Origin of the sequence: Blastococcus sp. TF02A-35, assembly GCF_004571075.1 — a bacterium.
In the GTDB taxonomy this organism is placed as follows: Bacteria; Actinomycetota; Actinomycetes; order Mycobacteriales; family Geodermatophilaceae; genus Blastococcus.
In genome coordinates this window covers 1-18,804 of record NZ_SPQP01000038.1, presented here as the reverse complement: position 1 = coordinate 18,804, position 18,804 = coordinate 1, and the positions used below count along the sequence as shown (strand labels likewise).

At 74.2% G+C, this 18,804-nt stretch carries 20 protein-coding genes and 1 tRNA gene; all 21 read left to right on the top strand.

What is annotated here, in order from left to right; genetic code table 11:
* Positions 1 to 93: 93 nt before the first annotated feature.
* Positions 94 to 738, top strand: coding sequence for a sigma-70 family RNA polymerase sigma factor (locus E4P43_RS15890; protein ID WP_245159175.1), 645 nt, complete (start codon positions 94 to 96; stop codon positions 736 to 738).
* Positions 735 to 1,547 (top strand): anti-sigma factor, encoded by an 813-nt coding sequence (locus E4P43_RS15885; protein ID WP_135146430.1) that lies wholly within the window; start codon positions 735 to 737, stop codon positions 1,545 to 1,547. Before E4P43_RS15890 ends, E4P43_RS15885 begins: the two co-directional genes overlap by 4 nt.
* 113 nt (positions 1,548 to 1,660) lie before the next feature.
* Positions 1,661 to 2,038, top strand: coding sequence for a TIGR02611 family protein (locus E4P43_RS15880; RefSeq protein ID WP_135146429.1), 378 nt, complete (start codon positions 1,661 to 1,663; stop codon positions 2,036 to 2,038).
* Between the two features lie 26 nt (positions 2,039 to 2,064).
* Positions 2,065 to 2,136 (top strand) — tRNA-Val (locus tag E4P43_RS15875).
* A gap of 1,151 nt (positions 2,137 to 3,287) precedes the next feature.
* Positions 3,288 to 3,689: an HNH endonuclease gene (locus tag E4P43_RS15865; protein ID WP_245159174.1), complete on the top strand. Its 402-nt coding sequence runs from the start codon at positions 3,288 to 3,290 to the stop codon at positions 3,687 to 3,689.
* Between the two features lie 38 nt (positions 3,690 to 3,727).
* Positions 3,728 to 4,267, top strand: a complete 540-nt coding sequence (locus E4P43_RS15860) for an MOSC N-terminal beta barrel domain-containing protein (RefSeq protein WP_135146444.1) — start codon at positions 3,728 to 3,730, stop codon at positions 4,265 to 4,267.
* 107 nt (positions 4,268 to 4,374) lie between these two features.
* On the top strand, positions 4,375 to 6,411 hold the full coding sequence (gene thrS / locus E4P43_RS15855; RefSeq protein WP_135146428.1) for a threonine--tRNA ligase: 2,037 nt from the start codon (positions 4,375 to 4,377) through the stop codon (positions 6,409 to 6,411).
* Complete coding sequence (locus E4P43_RS15850) at positions 6,408 to 7,040, top strand: HIT domain-containing protein (protein WP_135146427.1); 633 nt, start codon at positions 6,408 to 6,410, stop codon at positions 7,038 to 7,040. The genes thrS and E4P43_RS15850 overlap by 4 nt, the downstream gene beginning before the upstream one ends.
* The gene (gene pgsA / locus E4P43_RS15845) at positions 7,041 to 7,658 is read left to right on the top strand and encodes a phosphatidylinositol phosphate synthase (protein WP_135146426.1); all 618 of its coding nucleotides are present in this window, start codon (positions 7,041 to 7,043) and stop codon (positions 7,656 to 7,658) included.
* Positions 7,655 to 8,599: a phosphatidylinositol mannoside acyltransferase gene (locus E4P43_RS15840; RefSeq protein ID WP_135146425.1), complete on the top strand. Its 945-nt coding sequence runs from the start codon at positions 7,655 to 7,657 to the stop codon at positions 8,597 to 8,599. Before pgsA ends, E4P43_RS15840 begins: the two co-directional genes overlap by 4 nt.
* Positions 8,599 to 9,810, top strand: coding sequence for a glycosyltransferase family 4 protein (locus E4P43_RS15835; RefSeq protein ID WP_135146424.1), 1,212 nt, complete (start codon positions 8,599 to 8,601; stop codon positions 9,808 to 9,810). The genes E4P43_RS15840 and E4P43_RS15835 overlap by 1 nt, the downstream gene beginning before the upstream one ends.
* A gap of 11 nt (positions 9,811 to 9,821) precedes the next feature.
* On the top strand, positions 9,822 to 10,367 hold the full coding sequence (locus E4P43_RS15830) for a hypothetical protein (protein ID WP_135146423.1): 546 nt from the start codon (positions 9,822 to 9,824) through the stop codon (positions 10,365 to 10,367).
* 50 nt (positions 10,368 to 10,417) lie between these two features.
* Positions 10,418 to 11,326, top strand: a complete 909-nt coding sequence (gene pdxS, locus E4P43_RS15825) for a pyridoxal 5'-phosphate synthase lyase subunit PdxS (RefSeq protein WP_135146422.1) — start codon at positions 10,418 to 10,420, stop codon at positions 11,324 to 11,326.
* The gene (gene pdxT / locus E4P43_RS15820) at positions 11,323 to 11,985 is read left to right on the top strand and encodes a pyridoxal 5'-phosphate synthase glutaminase subunit PdxT (protein WP_135146421.1); all 663 of its coding nucleotides are present in this window, start codon (positions 11,323 to 11,325) and stop codon (positions 11,983 to 11,985) included. The genes pdxS and pdxT overlap by 4 nt, the downstream gene beginning before the upstream one ends.
* A complete protein-coding gene (locus E4P43_RS15815) occupies positions 11,982 to 12,743 on the top strand; it encodes a YebC/PmpR family DNA-binding transcriptional regulator (protein ID WP_135146420.1) in 762 nt (253 codons plus the stop codon). The genes pdxT and E4P43_RS15815 overlap by 4 nt, the downstream gene beginning before the upstream one ends.
* A 150-nt stretch (positions 12,744 to 12,893) precedes the next feature.
* Complete coding sequence (ruvC, locus tag E4P43_RS15810) at positions 12,894 to 13,463, top strand: crossover junction endodeoxyribonuclease RuvC (protein ID WP_135146443.1); 570 nt, start codon at positions 12,894 to 12,896, stop codon at positions 13,461 to 13,463.
* A complete protein-coding gene (gene ruvA / locus E4P43_RS15805) occupies positions 13,460 to 14,098 on the top strand; it encodes a Holliday junction branch migration protein RuvA (protein ID WP_135146419.1) in 639 nt (212 codons plus the stop codon). Before ruvC ends, ruvA begins: the two co-directional genes overlap by 4 nt.
* Complete coding sequence (gene ruvB, locus E4P43_RS15800) at positions 14,095 to 15,219, top strand: Holliday junction branch migration DNA helicase RuvB (protein ID WP_135146418.1); 1,125 nt, start codon at positions 14,095 to 14,097, stop codon at positions 15,217 to 15,219. Before ruvA ends, ruvB begins: the two co-directional genes overlap by 4 nt.
* Before the next feature lie 150 nt (positions 15,220 to 15,369).
* Complete coding sequence (yajC, locus tag E4P43_RS15795) at positions 15,370 to 15,690, top strand: preprotein translocase subunit YajC (protein ID WP_245159173.1); 321 nt, start codon at positions 15,370 to 15,372, stop codon at positions 15,688 to 15,690.
* A 14-nt stretch (positions 15,691 to 15,704) separates the two neighbouring features.
* Positions 15,705 to 17,390, top strand: coding sequence for a protein translocase subunit SecD (secD, locus tag E4P43_RS15790; RefSeq protein WP_135146417.1), 1,686 nt, complete (start codon positions 15,705 to 15,707; stop codon positions 17,388 to 17,390).
* Positions 17,387 to 18,804, top strand: a 1,418-nt coding sequence (secF, locus tag E4P43_RS15785) for a protein translocase subunit SecF (protein ID WP_135146416.1), incomplete at its 3' end; no start/stop codon positions are given. The genes secD and secF, both read left to right, overlap by 4 nt.

Here is an 18,804-nt window from a genome sequence, read left to right as displayed (position 1 = left end):
TGATGCCCTGCCCCACCCGTCACACCCGTCCCATCAGTCACACGGGTCACACCGAACCGCAGGGGTGGGTCCGTGCGAACACCTCGTGTGACGATGGGAGCCGTGAGTCGACCGGTGCGCCGACCGGAGGACGGCGTCGGCGACGTCGAGATCCTCCGGCGCATCCGTGCCGGTGAGCGCGACGCCGTCGACGAGCTGTACGAGCGCTTCCGCCGGCCGGCCTTCGCGCTGGCGCGGCGGATCCTCGCCGACGACGGGCTGGCCGAGGACGTGCTGCAGGACGTCTTCCTCGGCGTCTGGCGGGACCCGTACGCCTACGACGGGGCGCGGGGCAGCTTCTCCTCGTGGCTGCTGGCCGTCGTCCACCACAAGGCGGTCGACGCCGTGCGCCGCGAGGAGTCGCAGCGCCGTCGCCAGGCGCGCGCCGAGGACCAGGCGGTGCTGGACGAGCCGGTCGCCACCCGGGACGTCGAGGACGACGCCTGGTCGCGGGTCGTGGCCGACCAGGTCCGGTCCGCGCTGGGCGAGCTGCCCACGCCGCAGCGGGAGGCGCTGACGCTGGCCTACTACGGCGGGTACACGCAGCGGGAGGTGGCGGCGCTGACCGGCACCCCGCTGGGCACGGTGAAGACACGGATGCTGGCGGGCATGCGCCGGCTCAGGACGGAGCTCGGCGGCATGCCGGGGCAGGGCGGGAGCGCGCTGGACGACGCGCCCCTGGACGGGACGGCACGATGACCGGCGAACACGCCTATGACGAGCTGGCCGTCGGGTGGGCGCTGCACGCGCTCGAGCCCGACGACGAGGCCGCCTTCGTGCAGCACCTGGCCGGCTGCGAGCGGTGCCTGCTCACCGTGGCGCAGACCACCGAGGTCATGGGCGCGATGGCGCGGGACCTGCCGGCGACCGAGCCGTCGCCGCAGCTGCGCAGCCGCCTGCGCGCCGCCGTCGAGGCCACCGAGCAGCTGCCGCCGCCCGCTGCCCGCCCGACGCCGGAGCCGGCCGCCGCCGCGGGTGCCGCCGAGCGCACCGGGGCGGTGCCGGTGCCCCGTCGCCCGGCCTCCCGCTCCCGGGTCCTCACCCGGGCGCTGGCCGCCGCCGCCGTGGCCGCCGTCGTCGGGCTGGGCACGTGGACGGCGGTGCTCAGCCAGTCGCGCGACGACCTGCGGTCCACGCTGGCCGCGCAGGAGGCCGTGGTGGCCGAGCTGACGAAGCCGGGCCCGGCGGTGGTCGTCCCGCTCACGACCACCGAGGAGGGCGACACCGTCACCTTGGTGGCGCGGGACGAGGAGGTGCACGTGGTCACCGAGGGGCTCGAGCGCAACGACGTGTCCGCCGAGACCTACGTCCTGTGGGGCCTGGGCCGGGGCGAGCCGGTGGCGCTCGGCACGTTCGACGTCGAACGCCCGCAGATCGCCGTGGAAACCGTAGGCTCCGGGTCGACCGGCCTCGACGAGTTCCCTGGCTACGGTATCAGCATCGAGCCCGGTCGAGAGGCTCCGTCGGCACCGACGGGGGTCGTCGCGAGCGGGCAGGTGGAGAGCTGAGCGGATCAGAGACGAGGTCGGCAGCCTCCCACCCGGGCCGCTCCCACGGGGAGACCTCCGACGAGCGGCGGGCGCGGTACGACGCCGACGAGGTGCACAGCCTGCGGGAGCGAGTGGCCGGGGCGCGGTGGCGTCGCCGGCTGGCGGCCAACCGCAGCATCAACCACGGCTACCGGGTGGGCGTCGGCATCGTCGGCGTGCTCGTCCTGGCCGTGGGCCTGGTGACCATCCCGCTCCCGGGGCCGGGCTGGCTCACCGTCATCGCGGGCCTCTTCGTGCTCGCCACCGAGTTCACCTGGGCCGAGCGGCTGCTGGAGTTCACCAGGCACCACGTCAAGCGCTGGACCGACTGGGTGTCCGGCCAGCCGGTGTGGGTCCGCCTGCTGATCGGCCTGGCCACCGCCGCGTTCGTCTACGGGGTCATGGTGGTCACCCTGCACATCGCGGGGGTGCCCGACTGGGTCCCGGGGTGGGTGCCGCTGTGGCGGTGAGCGTCTGGCACAATCAGACGCGCAACGGGCGATTGGCTCAGTGGTAGAGCGCTTCGTTCACACCGAAGAGGTCACTGGTTCGAACCCAGTATCGCCCACGTGCACGGAAGGCCCGGTCCGCGGAAGCGGGCCGGGCCTTCGTCGTCCTGCGGCAGTCGCCCACATGCGGGCGTCCATGCGCTCCAGCACGCCGGGGACGCCGTCGACCGCCCACTCGCGACCGTCCCGCGCGCGGATGGTGCCGAAGTACCGCCCGTACATCTGGGCGTAGCGGATGGCCGCCACCACCAGCTGGTGGCGCACCGCCTTGTGGCCCTCCGGGGTGAACACCAGGTCCAGCCGGCCGTCGGCGTCGACGACGGTGACCGGCGCCGTCAGGTCCGCCGGCGGGTCACCGGGGTCGGGGGTGAACGTGATGCCCCGGAGCGGCTCGGCCGCGTCCGGGGTCCAGATGCCGGACTCCTCGAACTCCTCGGGGAGCTGCGGGCGGGTGGCGAAGTTCGCGCCCACGATGCCCTCGGGCAGCCGGGTCGCGAAGGTGCCCCAGGTCCACTCGGTGCGGTAGGCCAGGTGGGAGCGGTGCTCGTCGATGACCGCCAGGTGCTTCGCGGGGTCGAACCGGTAGGTGCGCGAGCCGACCGTCACGTGCCCCGAGGCCGGGAAGATCCGCTTGTGCGTGTACAGGCTCGTGCGGCGGGGGAGCCGGGCGCTCATGGACAGCGCCGGCGACGCCCCCCGCACGTCGAGCACGAGGTCGCCGGAGACGGCCTCGCTCTGCTCGGTCGCGGCGAACTCGAACCGGATCCGGTGGCTGCCGCCCGCGTCGTCGAAGTCGTACTGCAGCGAGTAGCCGGGCTTGGTGAACTCGCAGTGCGCGCCGTCGAGCAGAACCCGCGGGAGCTGCGCGAAGCCGCCGCGGGCGTTGACGGCGAACTCCGTGAGCTGCTGGCTGCCCAGGTCGCGGACGTAGAACTCCGAGGACGCGAGGTACTTCGCCTCCTGGATGATCATGGCGCCGGCGACCTCGGGGTGCACGAGCGTGAACCCCACCCACTCCTTGAGCCGGAAGTCGTGCCAGCGGCGGCCGAGGCCCCGGAACTCGTCGACGGGGTTCACGTCGCGGGGGCGGGCGTCGAACCAGCCGTAGTGGCGGCTGCCGGACTCCACCAGGCGCTCAGGGGTCGTCATGCGCGCAGCGTAGTGACCAAGATCGCGACATCGGCCCGTGCCCGGGGGGACCATGGGAGCGGTGGGCGCCCAACCGGACCGTGCGGCCCGGCTCGACCTGGTCCTCGACCGCGACGGGCCGACCTGCATCTGGTGCGGCCGGGAGTTCTCCGCGCTCGTCCACCCGACCACCGAGCACGTGGTGCCGCGGGTCAAGGGCGGTCCCTCGTGGCTGGCCAACGAGGTCGCGGCCTGCCGGCGCTGCAACGCCGAGCGCGGCCACCGGACCCCGGTGGACTGGCTGGAGGAGTGCCTGCGCCGGGGCTGGCCGGCCGACGAGCCACGGCTGGTCCGCACCCTGACCGCGCTGGCCGCCGCGATCGCCACGGCGGGGGGCCAGCGCCGGGCGCGGCCCTACCTCGACGGGCAGCTCCGCAGGCTGGGCCGCCGGGCAGGCGGTGCGGCCGGGCAGCGGACGGGCTGAGCGCCCCGGCTGCCCGTAGCGTGGCGCGGGTGAGCGACATGGTGGGCTCGGTGGCCTCGATCTCGGTGTACCCGGTCAAGTCCCTGGCCGGCCGGAGCGTCCCGGCGGCCCTGGTGGACCCCGCCGGGCTGCGCGGCGACCGGGCGTACGCGGTGGTCGACGCCGACACGGGGGAGCGGGTGACGGTGAAGACGACGCCCGAGCTGCGCCAGGTCGTCGCGACGGGGGACGCCGAGGCCGACACGATCACCCTCACCGAGGTCCTCGGCCGGCCGGTGCGGCTGGACGCCGGTGGGGAGGGGCCGCAGGTCGACGCCGCGGCGGTCCACCTGGTCTCCCGCCAGGCGATCGACCGGGCCGAGGCGGGGGACGTCCCCGACGGCTGCTCCGCCGACGACCCGCGGGCCAACGTGCTGCTCGACCTCCCCGACGGCGACGAGCGCACCTGGGTGGGGCGGACGGTCCGGGTCGGTGACGTCGAGCTGTACGTGACGCGGACGCCCAAGCACTGCCTCGGGGTCTACGCCGAGGTGCGGCGCCCCGGGGAGATCACCGTCGGAGACGTCGTCCGCCTCTAGCCGGCACGGGCGTCGTCCCGGGGCGGGTGGGCACGCGCACTAGGCTCAGGGGCCGGTGACCGGCCCGTCCGGGCGCCCCGAAGCCGTGCCGACCCCTGGGAGCCCCTGTGTCCACCCCGCCCTCGCCGACCGCCGTCTCCCCGATCCGGGTGCCGGCCGGGACGACGGCGCAGCAGGCGCTCAAGGACGCCGGCGTCCCGCTGAAGGGTGCCGACGGCGCCGTCGTCGTCCGTGAGCTCGCCACCGGTGAGCTCAAGGACCTGGCCTGGGCGCCGGACGCCGACGCCGAGGTGGAGCCGGTCGCCGCCTCCAGCGAGGACGGCCGCTCGGTCATCCGGCACTCGGCCGCGCACGTGCTGGCGCAGGCGGTGCAGGAGCTCTTCCCGGGCACCCGGCTGGGCATCGGCCCCCCGGTCGAGAACGGCTTCTACTACGACTTCGAGCCGGAGCGGCCCTTCACCCCCGAGGACCTGCAGGCCCTCGAGAAGAAGATGACCGAGATCGTCCGCGCCGGGCAGCACTTCGCCCGCCGCGAGATCAGCGACGCCGACGCGCAGGCCGAGCTCGCGCACGAGCCCTACAAGCTCGAGCTCATCGGGCTCAAGGGCGGCGCCGGTGACACCGAGGGCGCCGACGTGGAGGTCGGCGGCGCGCAGCTGACCATGTACGACAACCTCGACGCGCGCTCCGGCGACCGCGTCTGGGCCGACCTGTGCCGCGGCCCGCACCTGCCGCGGACCTCGAGCATCCCGGCGTTCAGCCTCACCCGGTCGGCGGCGGCCTACTGGCGCGGCAGCGAGAAGAACCCGCAGCTGCAGCGCGTCTACGGCACCGCGTGGGAGAGCAAGGACGCGCACAAGGCCTACCTGGAGCACCTCGCCGAGGCCGAGCGGCGCGACCACCGCCGGCTGGGTGCCGAGCTCGACCTGTTCAGCTTCCCCGACGAGATCGGCTCCGGCCTGGTCGTCTTCCACCCCAAGGGCGGTGTGGTGAAGCGGGAGATGGAGGACTACGTCCGCGCCCGCCACATCGAGGAGGGCTTCGACTACGTCGGCACCCCGCACATCACCAAGGAGCAGGTCTTCCAGCTGTCCGGCCACCTGCCGTACTACGCGGACACGATGTTCCCGCCGATGGAGCTGGACAACTCGCAGTACTACCTCAAGGCCATGAACTGCCCGATGCACAACCTGATCTTCAGGTCGCGCGGGCGGTCCTACCGCGAGCTGCCGCTGCGGTTCTTCGAGTTCGGCACGGTCTACCGGTACGAGAAGTCCGGTGTCGTGCACGGCCTGACCCGGGTGCGCGGCCTGACCCAGGACGACTCGCACAGCTACGTCACGCCGGACCAGGCGCCCGGCGAGGTCCGCCACCTGCTGGCCTTCGTCCTCGGCCTGCTGCGCGACTTCGGCCTCGACGACTACTACCTGGAGCTCTCCACCCGCGGCGACGACCCGGACAAGCAGGACAAGTTCGTCGGCTCCGACGAGCAGTGGGCGCTGGCCACGGAGGTCCTCGAGGACGCCGCGCGCGAGACCGGGCTGGAGCTGGTCCCCGACCCGGGTGGGGCGGCCTTCTACGGCCCGAAGATCTCGGTCCAGGCGCGGGACGCGATCGGCCGGACCTGGCAGATGTCGACCATCCAGTACGACTTCAACCAGCCGGCCGGCTTCGGCCTGGAGTACACGACGCCCGAGGGCGGCCGCGAGCAGCCGGTCATGATCCACTCGGCCAAGTTCGGCTCGATCGAGCGGTTCTTCGGCGTGCTGACCGAGCACTACGCGGGTGCCTTCCCGGCCTGGCTGGCACCGGTCCAGGTCGTCGGCATCCCGGTCACCGACGAGCAGGTGCCCTACCTGCGCGACGTCGCGCTGAAGCTCAAGGCGCGCGGGCTGCGGGTCGAGATCGACGACTCCGACGACCGGATGCAGAAGAAGATCCGCACCGCCAGCAAGCAGAAGGTGCCGTTCGCGCTGATCGCCGGCGCCACCGACGCCGAGGCCGGTGCCGTCTCCTTCCGCTTCCGCGACGGCAGCCAGCGCAACGGCGTGCCGGTCGACGTCGCCGTCGAGGAGATCGCCGCCTGGGTGGCGGCGCGCAACAACGCCGACCCGACGGCGGAGAACGCGGTGGTCGCCGGATGAGCGAGGACGGGCCCCCCGAGGCCTACCGGGTCGCCGTCTCCTCCGACGACGGCGGCCCGGCGACGGTCTTCGAGCACCTCTGGACGCCGTACCGGATGGCCTACATCCGCGGCGAGGGCAAGCCCACCGGTGCGCACGACTGCCCGTTCTGCGTCATCCCGACCATGGCCGACGAGGAGGGGCTGGTCGTAGCGCGGGGGAGCACGGTCTTCGCCGTCCTCAACCTGTACCCGTACAACGCCGGCCACCTGATGCTGGTGCCGTACCGGCACGTGCCCGACTACACCGACCTCACGGCCGAGGAGGTCGCCGAGCTCGGCGCCTTCACGCAGACGGCGATGCGCACCATCCGCGCGGTCGCCGGCGCGCACGGGTTCAACATCGGCATGAACCAGGGCGCCGTCGCCGGGGCCGGCATCGCCGACCACCTGCACCAGCACGCCGTGCCCCGCTGGGGCGGCGACACCAACTTCATGCCGGTCGTCGGGCTCACCCGGGTGCTCCCGCAGGTGCTGCGGGAGACCCGCGACCTGCTGGCCGCGGCGTGGGCGGAGCACGCGCCGTCGTCCACCCACCCCACCACCCCGGCTGAGTCGTCCACCCACCCCACCACCCCGGCTGAGGCCTGAGTGCTCGGCGTCAACGCGCGTCCCGTCGTCGCCAAGGTGGTCAACCCCCTCGCCACCCGCCTGGCGCGGGTCGGCGTCACGCCCGACATGGTGACGATCACCGGGACCGTCGGAGCGGTCGCCTCGGCTGCCGGCCTCATCGCCACCGGCCACCTGTTCTGGGGCGCCTTCGCCGTCACGGTCTTCGTGCTGCTGGACATGCTCGACGGCGCGCTGGCCCGGCTGCGCGGCGGGGGCTCGGTCTTCGGCGCGGTCCTCGACTCGACCGGCGACCGGGCCGCGGACGCGGCGATCTTCGGCGCGCTGGTCTGGTGGTACTCCGGCGAGGGCGACAACCGGCTCCTGGTCCTGCTCGCCCTGCTCTGCCTGGTCTTCGGCGTGCTCACCTCCTACATCAAGGCGCGCGCCGAGGGCATGGGCCTGTCGTGCGACGTCGGGGTCGTCGAGCGGACCGAGCGGCTCATCCTGGTGCTCGTCGGCACCGGCTTCACCGGCCTGGGCATCCCGTACGCGGTGCACGTCGCGCTGTGGGTGCTGCTCGTCGGCAGCGCCGTCACCGTCGCCCAGCGGGTGCTGGCGGTGAAGCGGTCGGCGGCCGACGCGCGGATCGCGCCGTGAGCGGCGCCCGCGACCGCCTGCTGGGGCGCGCCGCCGACACCGGCTACGCGGCCGGCTGGCGGGCGGTCCGCATGCTCCCCGAGCCGGCCGCCCGCGCCCTGTTCGACCGGGCCGGCGACTGGGCGACCGCCCGCGAGGGCACGGGCGTGCGCCGGCTGCGGGCCAACCTGCGGGTGGTCACCGGCGGCACCCTCTCCGAGGCGGAGCTCGACGACCTCACCCGCGCCGCCATGCGCTCCTACGCCCGCTACTGGCAGGAGGCGTTCCGGCTGCCCACCCTCGGCCTGGACCGCATCGTCGCCGGCACCACCGTGCCCGGCATCGAGCACCTGGAGGAGGCGCGGGCGGCGGGCAGGGGAGTGATCCTGGCCCTGCCGCACAGCGGCAACTGGGACGCCGCCGGTGTCTGGTTCATCAACTGGCTCGGCGGGCCGTTCATGACCGTCGCCGAGCGGCTGCGACCGGAGTCCCTGTACCGCCGGTTCCTCGACTACCGCGAGTCCCTCGGGATGCGGGTCGTGCCGCTCACCGGCGGCCCGCGGCCGAGCTCGGAGGTGCTGCGCGACTGGCTGGCCGACGGCGGGTCCGCCTGCCTGCTGGTCGACCGCAACCTGGGCGCCGGCGGCGTCCCGGTCACCTTCTTCGGCCGCCGGGCGACCATGCCCGGGGGCGCCGCGCTGCTGGCGGCGGAGACCGGCGCCTCGCTGCACCCCGTCGTCTGCCGGTTCACCGACCGCGGGTGGCGGCTGCAGGTGCACCCCGAGGTACCCGTGACCGCCGGCGACGACCCGCGGACCGCCGTGCCGACGGCGATGCAGGCGGTGGCGGACGCCTTCACGGAGTCGATCGCCGAGCGGCCGGAGGACTGGCACATGCTCGGCCGCATCTGGCCCGACGTCCCCGCCGACGACCCCCGCCCGGCCCGGCGGCAGCCCGCCTGATGCGCATCGGCCTGGTCTCGCCCTACCGCTGGGACGTCCCCGGCGGTGTCCAGTACCACGTGCGCGACCTGGCCGAGACGCTGCGCGGGATGGGCCACCACGTCGAGGTCCTGACGCCGGCCGAGCGCGAGGAGTCGATCACCGACCCCTTCATCACCTTCGCCGGCCGCACCGTGCCGGTGCCCTACAACGGCTCCATGGCCAGCGTCCAGTTCGGCCCGGTGTCGGCCGCGCGGGTCCGGCGCTGGCTGCGCGAGGGGCGGTTCGACGTCGTCCACGTGCACGAGCCGTCGTCGCCGTCGGTCTCGCTGCTGGTCTGCATGCTCGCCGAGGGCCCCATCGTGGCCACCTTCCACACCGCGACCACCCGCTCGAAGATGCTGGTCGTGCTCGGGCCCGCCGTGCGGCCCTGGCTCGAGCGCATCGCCGGGCGCATCGCCGTCTCGGACTTCGCGCGCCGCGTGCAGGTCGAGCACCTCGGCGGGGACGCGGTGATCATCCCGAACGGGGTGCACGTCGGCCTCTTCGCCGAGGGGCCCACCCTCACCGGCCGCCCGCGCGGCGCGGACGGGCCCACGATCGGCTTCGTCGGCCGGTTCGACGAGCCGCGCAAGGGCCTGCCGGTCCTGCTGGAGGCGATGCGCACCGTCGTCCGCGACCACCCGCGGGCCCGGCTGCTCATCGCCGGGCGGGGGGACGCCGACGAGCTGTGGCGCATGGTGGGCGACGAGCTCCGGCCGCACGTCACGCTGCTGGGCGAGGTCTCCGAGGCCGACAAGGCGGCCCTGCTGCGGACCGTCGACGTCTACTGCGCCCCCAACCTGCTGGGGGAGTCCTTCGGCGTGATCCTCATCGAGGCCATGGCCGCCGGGGCCCCGGTGGTCGCCAGCGACCTCGACGCCTTCGTCCGGGTCCTCGACGACGGCGCGGCCGGGGTCGTGGTGCGGCGGGACGACCCGGCCGCCCTGGGCCGCGCGCTGTCGGACCTCCTCGCCGACCCTGCGCGCCGGGCCGAGCTCGCCGCCCGCGGCTCGCGGGTGGCCGCGCAGTACGACTGGCAGCTGCTGGCCCGGCGCATCCTCGCGGTCTACGAGACGGTGCTGCCCGCCGGCGGCGGAGCCGTCACCGCCGGGCCCGACAACGCCGTCCCGGGCGTGCCCCCGACCGGAACCGCGGCGCGACCTCCCCGGATCCGGCGGGCGCAGCGCTAGCCTCGTCAGCCGTGACGTCCGAGGTGTGGTTGCTGCTCACCGCCGGCGTCCTCGCGCTGCTGCTCTGGGCGGGCTGGACGCTGACCCGGCTGCGCCGGCTGGCCCAGCGGGTGCAGCGGGCGGAGGCGGCCCTGGAGGCCCAGCTGCAGCGCCGGGTCGGGCTGGCCGAGGAGCTCGCCCGCCACCACCCGGCGGCACTCGGTCCGGAGGTGGCCGACCGGCTGGCCGCGGCCGCGCGGGAGGCGCGCGCCTCCCGCGGCGGTGACCGGGAGCTGGCCGAGAACGCGCTCGGGCGCGAGCTGCGCGAGCTGCCGGTGGACCTGCCCGGCGTGCCGCAGGCCCTGCGCACCGACCTGGCCGGGACGCTCACCCGGGTGGCGCTGGCCCGCCGGTTCTACAACGACGCGGTCCGGGACACCCGGGAGCTGCGCGGCCGCCGCTTCCCGCGCTGGCTCGGGCTGCACCGCTCGCGGCCCCTGCCGCGGTACTTCGACATCGACGACCGCATCGACGCCGGGGCGCGGAACCCGGACCCGGCGGGTCGGTCGGCCCGCTGACCTCCGTATGGTCGTGCACGACTGATCGTGTCGACCGAAGGCGGACACCCGTGGCAGCGCACCTCGACCAGCCGGAACCCACGACCGGGACCGACCGGGTGAAGCGCGGCATGGCCGAGCAGCTCAAGGGCGGCGTCATCATGGACGTCGTCACCCCCGAGCAGGCCCGCATCGCCGAGGACGCCGGCGCCGTCGCGGTCATGGCCCTCGAGCGGGTCCCCGCCGACATCCGCGCCCAGGGCGGCATCGCGCGGATGAGCGACCCCGACATGATCCAGGGGATCATCGACGCGGTCTCCATCCCGGTGATGGCCAAGGCGCGCATCGGCCACTTCGTCGAGGCCCAGGTGCTCCAGTCCCTCGGCGTCGACTACATCGACGAGTCCGAGGTGCTGACCCCGGCCGACGAGGCGCACCACATCGACAAGCACGCCTTCACGGTCCCCTTCGTCTGCGGGGCCACCGACCTCGGCGAGGCGCTGCGGCGGATCGCCGAGGGAGCGGCGATGATCCGGTCCAAGGGCGAGGCGGGCACCGGCAACGTCGTCGAGGCCACCCGGCACATGCGGGCGCTGCGCGCCGGCATCCGGCGGCTGGCCACCCTGGACGAGACCGAGCTGTTCGTCGCCGCCAAGGAGCTGCGCGCCCCGGTCGAGCTGGTCCGCGAGGTGGCGCGGCTGGGCAAGCTGCCGGTCGTCCTGTTCACCGCCGGCGGCCTGGCCACCCCGGCCGACGCGGCGATGATGATGCAGCTGGGCGCCGAGGGCGTCTTCGTCGGCTCGGGCATCTTCAAGTCCGGGGACCCGGCGCAGCGCGCGGCGGCCATCGTGCAGGCCACCACCTTCTTCGACGACCCCGACGTCATCGCCAAGGTCTCGCGGGGCCTGGGGGAGCCGATGGTGGGCATCAACGTCGCCACGCTCCCGGAGAGCGAGCGCTACGCCACCCGCGGGTGGTGACCCCGCCGGTCGTCGGGGTGCTCGCGCTCCAGGGTGACGTCCGGGAGCACCTGGCCGCGCTGGGGGCCGAGGGGGCGCAGGCCCGGCCGGTCCGCCGCCCCGAGGAGCTGGCCGCCGTCGACGGCGTCGTCGTCCCCGGGGGCGAGTCGACCACCATCGCGAAGCTGGCGGACCGGTTCGGCATGCTCGAGCCGCTGCGCGACGCCGTCCGCTCCGGGCTGCCCGCCTACGGCACCTGCGCCGGGCTGGTGCTGCTCGCCGACCGGCTGGTCGACGCCCCGGCGGGGCAGCCGACCGTCGGCGGGCTCGACGTCACCGTGCGCCGCAACGCCTTCGGGCGGCAGGTGGACTCCTTCGAGTCGACCATCCGGCTCGTCGGCCTCGACGGCCCTCCGCTGCAGGCCGTCTTCATCCGGGCGCCGTGGGTGGAGGAGGCGGCGGCGGGCGTGCAGGTGCTCGGCCGGGTCGAGGGCGGGCCGGCCGACGGTAGGATCGTCGCGGTCCGCCAGGGGAACGTGGTGGCCACCAGCTTCCACCCGGAACTGACCGGGGACCGCCGGGTGCACGCGCTGTTCGTCGACATCGTGCGCCGTCACCTGGCCGAGAGGGCCGGCGTCGGCGAGCGACGCACTGCCGGGGACGAGAGGGGACAGTCGTGAGTGGCCACTCCAAGTGGGCGACGACCAAGCACAAGAAGGCCGGGATCGACGCCAAGCGCGGCAAGCTCTTCGCCAAGCTGATCAAGAACATCGAGGTCGCCGCCCGCACCGGTGGCGGTGACCCGGCCGGCAACCCGACGCTCTTCGACGCCATCCAGAAGGCCAAGAAGAGCTCGGTCCCCAACGACAACATCGACCGCGCCGTCAAGCGCGGGTCCGGTGCCGAGGCCGGTGGCGTCGACTACCAGGGCATCACCTACGAGGGCTACGCCGCCGGCGGTGTCGCCGTCCTCATCGAGTGCCTGACCGACAACAAGAACCGCTCGGCCATGGAGGTCCGCACCGCCATGAGCCGCAACGGCGGCTCGATGGCCGACCCGGGCTCGGTGTCCTACCTGTTCTCGCGCAAGGGCGTCGTCGTGGTGCCCAGGTCCGACGGGGTCGACGAGGACAGCGTGCTCATGGCGGTCCTCGACGCGGGTGCCGAGGAGGTCCGCGACCTCGGCGACAGCTTCGAGGTGCTGTGCGAGCCGGGCGACCTGATCGCCGTGCGCACCGCCCTGCAGGACGCCGGCATCGACTACGACTCCGCCGAGGCGGGGTTCCAGCCCAGCGTCCAGGTCGAGCTCGACGAGGACGGTGCGACCAAGGTCTTCCGGCTCATCGACGCCCTCGAGGACCTCGACGACGTGCAGAACGTGTACGCCAACTACGACGTGCCCGACGACGTCATGGAGAAGGTCACCGCCGACGCCTAGAAGGACTCCGGTGCCCCCCACGACTCGCTCCGCTCGCCGCGGGTCCCTGCACCGGGGCCGTTCCAGCACGTCACCGCGTGTTGGCGCCGGCGTGCACGCGTCGGGAGTTAGCCTCGGTCGAACAGGCGTTCGGCTGACGGGAGCGTGATCATGCGGGTGCTCGGCATCGACCCGGGCCTCACCCGGTGCGGGTGGGGAGTGGTCGACGGGCGCCCCGGTGCCCGGCCGACGGCGGTCGGGGTGGGCGTCGTGCGGACGATGCCCGAGCTGGACCTGGAGCTCCGGCTCCTCGAGCTGCACACCGCGGTGACCGCGCTGCTGCGCGAGCACCGGCCGGACGTCGTCGCGATCGAGCGGGTGTTCACCCAGAACAACAAGGGCACCGCCACGGGCACCGCCCAGGCGGCCGGGGTCGCGGCCCTGGCCGCGGCGCAGGCCGACCGTCCCGTCGCCTGGCACACGCCGAGCGAGGTCAAGGCGGCCATCTCCGGCAACGGCCGCGCGGACAAGGAGCAGGTCACCCTCATGGTCACCCGAGTGCTCGGGCTCGCCACCGCCCCCAAGCCCGCCGACGCCGCGGACGCGCTGGCGCTCGCGGTGTGCCACGCCTGGCGCGGCCCTGCCCAGCAGCGGCTGCGCAGCGCCGCGATTGCCGGTGGCATCGGTGCCCCCGTCGTCCAGCGGACGCTGCCGCGCTGGCAGGGGGTGGCGGCCCGATGATCGCCTCGGTGAACGGCCGGGTGGCCGCCGTCGGCCCCGACGGCGCCGTGGTGGAGGTCGGCGGCGTCGGCCTCTCGGTGCAGTGCACCCCCGGCACCATCGCCCGGCTCCAGGTGGGGGAGGCCGCCCGCCTGGCCACCAGCCTGGTGGTGCGCGAGGACTCGCTGACGCTCTACGGCTTCGCCGACGACGACGAGCGGCAGCTGTTCGAGCTGCTGCAGACGGCCAACGGCGTCGGCCCGCGGCTCGCGCAGGCGATCCTGGCGATCCACCCGCCCCGGGAGATCCGGCGCGCGGTCACGATGGGCGACCTCAAGGCGCTCATGCAGGTGCCCGGGATCGGCAAGAAGGGCGCCGAGCGCCTGGTCCTGGAGCTGCGCGACCGGCTGGGCTCCACGGCCACCGACACCCAGCTGGAGTCGCCCGCGCCGGCCGGCCTGCCCGCGGTCACCCCGGTGGCCCCGTGGCGCGACCGGCTGACCTCGGCCCTGGTCGGGCTCGGCTGGAGCGCGAAGGAGGCCGAGAGCGCGGTGCTGCAGCTGGCACCGGTGGCCGACGAGCAGATCCTCGCCACCGGCGGCGTGCAGGTCGCGCTCCTGCTGCGCCAGGCGCTCCAGCTGCTGGGTAGGTCGTGAGCGCGCCGTTCGACCGGTCGCTGACCGGGGAGCTGGCCGTCGGCGAGGGCCAGGACTGGGCCGTCTCGCCGCAGGCCGGTGACGAGGAGCGCGTCGTGGAGTCGGCCCTGCGGCCGCACTCGCTGCACGACTTCATCGGCCAGCCGAAGGTCGCCCGCCAGCTCGCCCTCGTGCTGGAGGGCGCCAAGCGGCGGGGCCGCACCCCCGACCACGTGCTGCTCTCCGGGCCGCCCGGGCTGGGCAAGACCAGCCTCGCCCTGATCATCGGGTCGGAGCTGGGCACCTCGGTGAAGATCACCAGCGGCCCGGCCATCGAGCGCTCCGGCGACCTCGCCGCGATGCTGTCCAACCTCGCTCCGGGCGACGTCCTGTTCATCGACGAGATCCACCGCATCGCCCGGCCGGCCGAGGAGCTGCTGTACATGGCGATGGAGGACTTCCGGGTCGACGTCGTGGTCGGCAAGGGGCCGGGGGCGACGGCGATCCCGCTGGAGATCAACCCGTTCACGCTCGTGGGCGCCACGACGCGCGCCGGGCTGCTGACCGGCCCGCTGCGCGACCGGTTCGGCTTCGTCGGCCAGATGGAGTTCTACGAGCCGGCCGAGCTGCAGCAGGTCCTCGCCCGCAGCGCCGACCTGCTCGGGGTCGAGCTCACCGCCGAGGGGTCGGCGGAGATCGCCGGGCGCTCCCGCGGGACACCGCGCATCGCCAACCGGCTCCTCCGCCGGGTCCGCGACTACGCCGAGGTGGAGGCCGACGGCCGCGTCACGCGCGAGGTGGCCGAGGCTGCGCTGGCGCTGTACGACGTCGACCACCTCGGCCTGGACCGGCTGGACCGTGCGGTCCTGGAGGCGCTGGTCGTGAAGTTCGGTGGCGGCCCGGTGGGTGTCGCGACGCTCGCGGTGGCCGTGGGGGAGGAGCCGCACACCGTCGAGGAGGTGTGCGAGCCGTTCCTGGTGCGCGCCGGCCTGCTGGCCCGCACGCCGCGCGGGCGGGTGGCCACCGAGGCTGCCTGGCAGCACCTCGGGCAGCCGCTGCCGCGCGGCGGAGTTCCTCTCGGTCGTGTCACAGCTGACCCACACGTGGCAGGGGCGTCGTCAGAAGCCCTGTTCGACGCCTAGACTCCCGGACGCTGGCGCGCAACTCGCAGCCCGGGCCGTGCGCGTCCCGCCTGGCTGCTGCGCGGGCCGGCACCGACGTACCCGAGCGGGCCCCTCGCGGACCCGCACCGACCGCGAGCACCCGAGGCGCGGTAGAGAGGCGCACCTGTCGTGGAGCAGTTCTTCCCGTTCATCCTCCTGGCCGTCATGCTGGTGGTCCTCATCGTGCTGCCGGCGCGCCAGCGCAAGCGCATGCAGGAGCAGGCCGCCGCGATGCAGGCGTCCCTCCAGGTCGGGACCCCGGTCATGACCACGAGCGGGCTGCACGGAACGGTCGCCGCACTCGGTGAGACGACGGTCGACCTGGAGATCGCTCCGGGCGTCGTCGTGACGTTCATCCGGCAGGCCATCCTCGAGGTGCGCACCCCCGCTGGGCCGACGGTCGTGGACGAGGGCTCCGCCCGTCCGGCCGACGGCACCCGCACCGTCTGACCAGGAGGACGTCCGTGGCCAACCGTCCGGCCCGGGCGCGGGGGTACTTCGCCGCGCTCATCGCGATCATCGCCCTGATCTACGGGCTCATCTTCTTCGTCGGTGACACCAGGACGCCGCAGCTCGGGCTGGACCTGCGCGGCGGCACGACGGTCACGCTGGCCGCCCGCACGCCCGACGGCCAGCCGCCGGCCCAGGAGGACCTGGAGCTGGCCCGCCGCATCATCGAGCAGCGGGTGAACGGTCTCGGCGTCGCCGAGGCCGAGGTGGTCACCGAGGGCGACGCGAACATCGTCATCTCCGTCCCCGGTGACGACGGCGAGCAGGCGCGCGAGCTGGGCGCCACCGCACAGCTGCGCTTCCGGCCGGTCGTGTCCGGCCCCGAGCCGGCCGCGCCCGCCGAGGAGGACCCGGCGGCCGAGGACCCGGCGGCCGAGGACCCCGCGGCCGAGGGGGCCGAGCCGACGGAGGCCGAGACGGCCGACGGCACCGCCGAGGGCGACCCGGCCGAGGGCGACGCCGCGGAGACCTCCGCGCCGGCGGCCCCGACCGACACCGACGGCGCGGTCGAGGACCCGGCGCTGCCGGACCCCGACGCCCCGGCGGTCACGCAGGAGGAGGCGGCCGCGGCCTACGCCACGCTCACCTGCGAGACGGAGAACGTCACCGGCGAGACGTCGCGGCCCGACGACTTCGTGGCCGCGTGCAGCGAGGACGGCACCGCCAAGTACCTGCTCGGCCCCACGATCATCGAGGGCACCGAGATCGACGACGCCAGCGCGGCGACCGACCCCACCGACGGCAGCTGGGTCGTCCTGCTGGACTTCAAGTCCGGCGGCCGGGAGACCTGGGCGGCCTACACCGCCGCGCACGTCCAGGAGAACGTCGCCTTCACCCTCGACGGCCGGGTCATCTCCGCCCCGACCATCCAGGGCGCCATCAACGGGCAGACCACCATCCAGGGCAGCTTCGACCAGGAGTCGGCGACCGAGCTGGCCAACCAGCTCCGGTACGGCGCGCTCCCGCTGTCCTTCACCCAGGCGACCGCCCAGTCCATCTCCACGGAGCTGGGGGAGGAGCAGCTGGAGGCCGGCCTGATCGCCGGTGCCATCGGCATCGCCCTGGTGTTCCTCTACGCGCTGCTCTACTACCGGCTGCTCGGGCTGGTGATGATCGCCAGCCTCGCCCTCTCGGCGGTGGTCGTCTACGGCTGCCTGGTCCTGCTGGGGCGGGAGATCGGCTTCACGCTGAGTCTCGCGGGCATCGCCGGGTTCATCGTCTCGATCGGCATCACGGCCGACTCGTTCGTCGTCTACTTCGAGCGGCTCAAGGACGAGATCCGCGAGGGCCGGTCCCTGCGGTCGGCGGTGCCCCGCGCCTGGGTCCGCGCCCGCCGCACGATCCTCTCGGCCGACGCGGTCAGCTTCCTCGCCGCCGCGATCCTCTACCTGCTGGCGATCGGCGACGTGAAGGGCTTCGCGTTCACGCTCGGCATGTCCACCGTGCTCGACCTGATCGTCGTCTTCCTCTTCACCCACCCGCTGATGGCGGTGCTCTCCCGGATCAAGTCCTTCGGCAGCAACCGCTTCTCCGGCCTCGGGCAGGTCGCGCACACCCGCCGCCCGGAGGCGCCGGCTCGCGGGCGCGAGCTCGCCGGAGCCACCGCCGGGGCCGGCCGCACGGACAGGAGCACCTCATGACCCGCCCGACCGACCCGACGCCCGAGAAGGCGCCGGTGGGCGCCGGCGAGGACGCGCTGGCCGACGCCGGCCTGCCGCAGGACCCCGGCGGCGACGCGGAGACCGTTCCGGACGAGGGTGCACCGGCCCAGCGCCGGGCCCGCCTGAGCTCGCGGCTCTACAACGGCGAGGCCGGCCTCGACGTGGTCGGTCGCAGCCGGCTGATCTACCGGATCACCGCGGTCGTCCTGGTCCTGTGCATCGCCTCGATGGTGTTCCGTGGCTTCAACTTCGGCATCGACTTCGAGGGCGGCAACAGCTTCCGGCTGCCCGGCACCGAGCAGCAGCTCCAGGACGCGCGCGTCGCGGCCGAGGACGCCGGCGCCCAGGTCGCCAGCGCCCAGGTGGTCGGCGGCAACACCCTGCTGGTCCGCACCGAGCAGCTGGACAACGACACCGAGCGGGCGGTCGTCGAGGGGATGGCCGAGGCGGTCGGCATCGGTCCCGAGCAGGTCAGCCCCGAGTCGGTCAGCGCCGAGTGGGGCGAGGACATCACCGAGCAGGCGCTGGTGGCCCTGGCGGTCTTCCTCGTCGCGGTGGTGCTGTTCCTGGCCGTCCGGTTCCAGCCCAAGATGGCGATCGGGGCGATGGCGGCCCTGGTGCACGACATCGTCGTCACCGCGGGCGTCTACTCGCTGGTCGGCTTCGAGGTGACGCCGTCGACGGTGATCGGCTTCCTCACCATCCTCGGCTTCTCGCTCTACGACACCGTCGTCGTCTTCGACAAGGTCGACGAGAACGTCAAGGACCTGGAGAAGAGCGCCCGCATGACGTGGGGCGAGGCGGCGAACCTGGCGGTCAACCAGACGCTGATGCGCTCGATCAACACGTCGGTCATCGCGCTGCTGCCGGTGGCGGGGCTGCTCTTCGTCGGCGCCGGCCTGCTCGGTGTCGGCACGCTCAAGGACCTGGCGCTGGTGCTCTTCGTGGGCCTGGCGGCCGGCACCTACTCGTCCATCTTCCTGGCGACCCCGATCGTGGCCGACCTCAAGGAGCGCGAGCCGGCCCAGGTCGCCCTGCGCCGCCGCGTGCTCGCCCGGCGGGCCTCGGCGGCCCGTACCGGGGGCGTCGTGGCCGGGCCGGTCGCCAGCGCGCGCCGACGCCGTACCCCGGCCGGGGGCGTCGCGGTGGCCGAGCTGCCGGAGACGGTGGACGCCGACGTCGTCGTCGAGTCGCCGTCCTCGGTCGCCCCGGACCGCCCGCGCGGCGCGGACCGCCCGCGCGGCGCGACGGCCGCGCCCCGGCCCGCGTCGAAGCGGGCGGACAGCACCTCGCTGCCGAAGCGGATGTGCGGCAGCACGCCGAAGTCGCGGGCGACGTCGCGGAGGTACTGGTGGATCTCCGCCTGCGGGGCGAACCGGCGCGACCAGTCCGC